Origin of the sequence: Rhizorhabdus sp., assembly GCF_018006725.1 — a bacterium.
Taxonomy (GTDB): Bacteria; Pseudomonadota; Alphaproteobacteria; order Sphingomonadales; family Sphingomonadaceae; genus Rhizorhabdus.
Genome location: NZ_JAGMXV010000267.1, coordinates 1 through 5769, shown reverse-complemented (window position 1 = coordinate 5769; position 5769 = coordinate 1). Strand labels below are relative to the sequence as shown.

4 protein-coding genes are annotated in these 5769 nt (G+C 64.7%); all 4 read left to right on the top strand.

What is annotated here, in order from left to right; all coding sequences use genetic code 11:
• The coding region (gene scpA / locus KAY22_RS23385; protein ID WP_296625556.1) for a methylmalonyl-CoA mutase at positions 1–1618 on the top strand (1618 nt) is incomplete at its 5' end.
• Positions 1615–2607, top strand: coding sequence for a biotin synthase BioB (bioB, locus tag KAY22_RS23380; RefSeq protein ID WP_296625555.1), 993 nt, complete (start codon positions 1615–1617; stop codon positions 2605–2607). The genes scpA and bioB, both read left to right, overlap by 4 nt.
• A gap of 62 nt (positions 2608–2669) precedes the next feature.
• Complete coding sequence (locus KAY22_RS23375) at positions 2670–4652, top strand: acetyl/propionyl/methylcrotonyl-CoA carboxylase subunit alpha (protein ID WP_296625554.1); 1983 nt, start codon at positions 2670–2672, stop codon at positions 4650–4652.
• 253 nt (positions 4653–4905) lie between these two features.
• On the top strand, positions 4906–5769 hold an 864-nt coding region (locus KAY22_RS23370), incomplete at its 3' end, for an MCP four helix bundle domain-containing protein (RefSeq protein ID WP_296625553.1).

The window sequence follows — 5769 nt, the reverse complement described above, 5'->3', positions numbered from 1 at the left end:
CGATGGGACCATCCAGAACGACATCCTCAAGGAGTTCATGGTCCGCAATACCTATATCTACCCGCCCGAACCGAGCATGCGGATCATCTCGGACATTTTCGCCTTCACCTCGGCGAACATGCCGAAGTTCAACTCGATTTCGATCTCCGGCTATCACATGCAGGAAGCCGGGGCGACGCAGGTCCAGGAACTCGCCTTCACCATCGCCGACGGCATGGAATATGTGAAATATGGCGTGGCTTCGGGCCTCGATATCGACAAGTTCGCGGGACGGCTGAGCTTCTTCTTCGCGATCGGCATGAACTTCTTCATGGAGATCGCGAAGCTGCGCGCGGCGCGTGTCCTGTGGCACCGGGTCATGACGAAGCTCGGCGCGAAGGACGAGCGCTCGAAGATGCTGCGCACGCACTGCCAGACTTCGGGCGTGTCGCTGACCGAGCAGGATCCGTACAACAATGTGATCCGCACCACGATCGAGGCGATGGCGGCGATGCTGGGCGGCACCCAGTCGCTCCACACCAATGCGCTCGACGAGGCGATCGCGCTGCCGACCGACTTCTCGGCCCGTATCGCGCGCAACACGCAGATCGTCATCCAGGAAGAGACCGGGATGACCAAGGTCGTCGATCCCCTGGGTGGCTCCTATTATATCGAGAGCCTGACCCAGCAGCTGGTCGACCGCGCCTGGGAGATCATCGAGAAGGTCGAGGCCGAGGGCGGCATGGCCAAGGCGGTCGCCGCCGGCTGGCCCAAGGCGATGATCGAGGAAGCCGCTGCCGCCAAGGCCGCGCGGATCGACCGGGTCGAAGAGGTCATCGTTGGCGTCAACAAGTATAAGCTCGCCGAGGAAGAACCGATCGACATCCTCGACGTCGACAATGTCGCCGTCCGCGAGGCGCAGATCCGCCGCATCCAGAAGGTCAAGGCCGGCCGTGACGAGGCGAAGTGCCAGGCCGCTCTCGCCGCGCTGACCGAAGGCGCCAGGGGCAAGGAGAACCTCCTCGCGCTCGCCGTCGAATGCGCGCGCGCGCGTGCCACGCTCGGCGAAATCTCGTCGGCGATGGAGGCGGTGTTCGGCCGCTTCGACACCATGCCAAAGCCGGTCAAGGGCATCTATGGCGGTGCCTATGGCGACGATGCCCGCTGGAGTGCGCTGATCGATGGCGTCGACGCGATCAGCCGCCGCAAGGGGCGCAAGCCGCGCATGCTGGTCGCCAAGATGGGGCAGGACGGTCATGATCGCGGCGCCAATCTCGTGTCCTCGGCCTTTGGTGATCTCGGTTTCGAGGTGGTCGCGGGGCCGCTGTTCCAGACCCCGAAAGAAGCCGCTGATCTCGCGCTGAAGGCCGATGTCGACGTGGTCGGCGCGTCGAGCCTCGCCGCAGGACACAAGACGCTGATTCCCGAGCTGATCCAGCATCTCAAGGATGCGGGCCGGTCGGATATCAAGGTGATTGCGGGCGGCGTGATCCCGGCACAGGATTATCAGTTCCTCCGCGATGCCGGGGTGCAGGGGATTTTCGGTCCGGGTACCAATCTGGTCAATGCAGCTACTGAAGTCCTGCGGCTTCTGGGCCATAACCAGCCCCCCGAGGATGTTGAGGAGGCTGCCGAATGATCCGTCACGACTGGACCCGCGAGGAGATCGCGGCGCTGTTCGACATGCCGTTCAACGACCTGCTGTGGCAGGCGCAGACCGTGCACCGCCAGCATCACGACGCCAATGCGGTGCAGCTGTCGACGCTGCTGTCGATCAAGACCGGCGGCTGTGCCGAAAATTGCGGCTATTGCAGCCAGGCCGCATCGAACGAGACGGAACTCAAGGCCTCGAAGCTGATGCAGGTCGAAGAGGTGCTGTCCGCAGCGCGCGAGGCCAAGGAGTCGGGCTCGGAACGCTTCTGCATGGGCGCTGCGTGGCGCAGCCCCAAGGACCGCGACATGGACGCGATCGTGGCGATGGTCGAAGGGGTCAAGGCGATGGGCCTCGAGACCTGCATGACGCTGGGCATGTTGTCCGACGAGCAGACGGAGCGCCTTGCCGAGGCCGGCCTCGATTATTACAACCACAATCTCGACAGTTCGCCGGAATATTACGACAAGGTCGTGACGACCCGCACCTATGACGACCGGCTGCAGACGCTGGAGCGCGTCCGCAAGGCGGGGATCAACGTCTGCTGCGGCGGCATTGTCGGCATGGGCGAAGACCGCGCCGATCGCGTCGGCTTCATCCACGCGCTGGCGACCCTGCCCGACCATCCGGGCTCGGTGCCGATCAACGCTCTGGTCCCGGTCAAGGGCACCCCGCTCGGCGACATGCTCGAAGGCCTGCCCGAGGCGCGGATCGACGATATCGAGTTCGTCCGCACCGTCGCGGTCGCGCGGATCACCATGCCGCGTTCTGTCGTGCGCCTGTCCGCCGGCCGCGAGAGCATGGGCGATGCGACCCAGGCGCTGTGCTTCCTCGCCGGCGCCAATTCGATCTTCACCGGCGACCGGCTGCTGACCACGGGCAACCAGGGCAGCGACGCCGACAGCCGCCTGTTCGACAAGCTGGGCCTCAAGGGCTCGATCAACGATACCGCGCCGGAAGCTCTGGCTGCGGAATAGAATCACGCCGCCGCTCTTCGGGGCGGACGACAATGATACGGGATAGGGAAGCGACGACGCCCATGTTCAAGAAGATCCTGATCGCCAATCGCGGTGAAATCGCCTGCCGCGTCATCAAGACCGCCCGCCGCATGGGCATCAAGACGGTCGCCGTCTATTCGGACGCCGATGCGCGCGCACCGCATGTCGAGATGGCCGACGAAGCGATCCACATCGGCGCTTCGCCCGCGTCCGAATCCTATCTGATCGCCGACAAGATCATCGCCGCCTGCAAGGCGACGGGCGCCGAGGCGGTCCATCCGGGCTATGGCTTCCTGTCTGAACGGACCAGCTTCGCCGAGGCGCTCGAGGCCGCCGGCATTGCCTTCATCGGCCCGCCGGTCGGCGCAATCGCTGCGATGGGCGACAAGATCGAGTCGAAGAAGCTCGCCAAGCAGGCCGGGGTCAACGTCGTTCCCGGCTTTGTCGGCGAGATCGAGGACACCGACCATGCGGTGCGCATCGCCAACGACATCGGCTATCCGGTGATGATGAAGGCGTCGGCGGGCGGCGGCGGCAAGGGCATGCGCCTCGCCTATAGCGAGAAGGACGTCCGCGAGAATTTCGAGAGCGTGAAGCGCGAGGGTCTCGCCAGCTTCGGCGACGACCGCGTGTTCATCGAGAAGTTCATCGAGAGCCCGCGCCACATCGAGATCCAGGTGCTCGGCGACAAGCACGGCAACATCCTCTACCTCAACGAGCGCGAATGCTCGATCCAGCGGCGCCACCAGAAGGTGGTCGAAGAGGCGCCGTCGCCTTTCGTCTCGCCCGAGATGCGCAAGGCGATGGGCGAGCAGGCCGTCGCGCTGGCACGCGCCGTCGGCTATTACAGCGCAGGCACGGTCGAGCTGATCGTGTCGGGCGCCGACAAGACTGGCCAGGGCTTCTACTTCCTCGAGATGAACACCCGCCTGCAGGTCGAGCATCCGGTCACCGAGTATATTACCGGCCTCGATCTCGTCGAACAGATGATCCGCGTCGCCTATGGCGAGAAGCTCGCGCTCACCCAGGACGATGTGAAGATCAACGGCTGGGCGGTCGAGAACCGCGTCTATGCCGAGGATCCCTATCGCGGCTTCCTGCCGTCGACCGGCCGCCTCGTCCGTTATCGTCCGCCGGCGGAGGTGGACCATGTCCGCGTCGACGACGGCGTCTACGAAGGCTCCGAGATCTCGATGTTCTACGACCCGATGATCGCCAAGCTGGTGACCTGGGGCGAGACGCGCGAGGAGGCGATCGACAAGCAGATCACCGCGCTCGACCGGTTCGAGATCGACGGCATCGGCCATAATATCGACTTCCTGTCGGCGCTGATGCAGCATCCGCGCTTCCGCTCGGGCAACATCACCACCGGTTTCATCGCCGAGGAGTTTCCCGAGGGTTTCCAGGGCGCGCCCGCCGGCGAGAAGCTCAGTCTGCAGCTTGCGGCGATCGCCGGCGTTCTCGCCAGCATCGACGCCGCCCGCGCCGCGCATATCGACGGGCGCCTCGACGGCCCGGCAGAGCCGTCGACCAGCTGGGTCGTCACGCTCGACGGGGTCGAGCGGACGGTCGAGATCGCGGGTGACGCGGTGGCTGTGGACGGCACGTCGGTGGTGGTCGATGCGCCCTATATTCCCGGCCAACGGCTCGTCGAAGCGACCGTCGATGGCGAAGGCCTGTCGCTGCGCGTCGAGCGCAAGCGTACCGGGTGGACGTTCACCACGCGCGGCGCGAGCCACAGCCTGCGCGTGCTGACCCCGCGCGTTGCCGCCCTTTCGCACCACATGATCGAGAAGGTGCCGCCGGATCTGTCGCGCTTCCTGCTGTGTCCGATGCCGGGGCTCGTCACCGCGATTCACGTGGCAGAGGGCGCCAAGGTCGAGGCGGGGCAGCCGCTGGCGGTGGTCGAGGCGATGAAGATGGAAAACATCCTGCGCGCCGAGAAGGCCGGAACGGTGAAGACGGTGGCCGCCAAGCCGGGTGACAGCCTGGCGGTCGATGCCGTCATCCTCGAATTCGAATAATCCTCATTCCTTCGGTCCAGCGACCGGCCGGATTATATTGCGAACCCTATCTTCCTGGCCCGGGGCGGAATTCCGCCCCGGGCCATGGTTTATGATGCATTAGGCATAACGGATCTAAGCATAGGAAATGGCGGCATAATCGCGAACCGGCCGCACCGACCATTACGAATAATCAATAATCTTGCGGTTACTACCTTGTCCGAAGCGGAGGAGACGATTCGCATCGTCATCCCCGGCCAAGATGGAGGTAGCAATGGGCGGACTACTGACCCGGTTCGGGATCGGTGCGAAAATGGGGCTGGCATTCCTGCTTATGCTGGCAATGCTCGCGGGTCTCGGCGCCTTCGCGGTCATGAAGATCGGCGAAGTCAACGAGCGCTCGAACGAGATGCGGACGCAGTGGCTTCCCGCCACCAAGCTTGTCGGCGACATTCACGCCTATACGTCGCAATATCGGATCAGCCAGGGCCTCCACGTCATGTCGGAGGACGAGGCGGGACGCCGCAAGGCCGGCATCCAGCTGCGCAACGCCGACAAGGCTATCCGCCGCATGCTCGACGATTATGCGCCTTATGCCAAGGGCCCCGAGCAGGCCGCCGCCTATGATGCGCTGAAGTCGAGCTGGGAGGAATATCTGGTCTCTAACGGCCAGCTGACCCAGACCGCCGAATCGGGTGACGCTGCGGCTGCCGTGGCGCTGTTCCGCGGCGACAGCCTCGACAAATTCTACGCGGTCGAGGACAACATCCTCGCGCTGGTCGACCTCAACGACAAGGGCGGCCAGGCCGCTTCGCAGTCGGCCACCGCCATCTACGCCAAGACCCGCACGCTGGTCATCCAGTTGATCGCCGGCTCGCTCGCTCTGGCCGTCCTGCTGATGGTCATGCTGCTGATGGGCATCGCCCGCCCGCTGTCGAAGATGAGCGCCGCCGTTCGTTCGCTGTCCAATGGTGACCTGTCGGTGTCGATCCCCGCGCTCCGTCGCCATGACGAGATCGGTGGACTGGCCCGCGCTCTTGACGGCTTCAAGGCGTTGTTCGCGGCCGAACAGGAACGTGCTCTGGCCGACCAGCGTCGGGCTGCCGAGGAGCTGGCCCAGGCCCAGGCGACCCAGCGT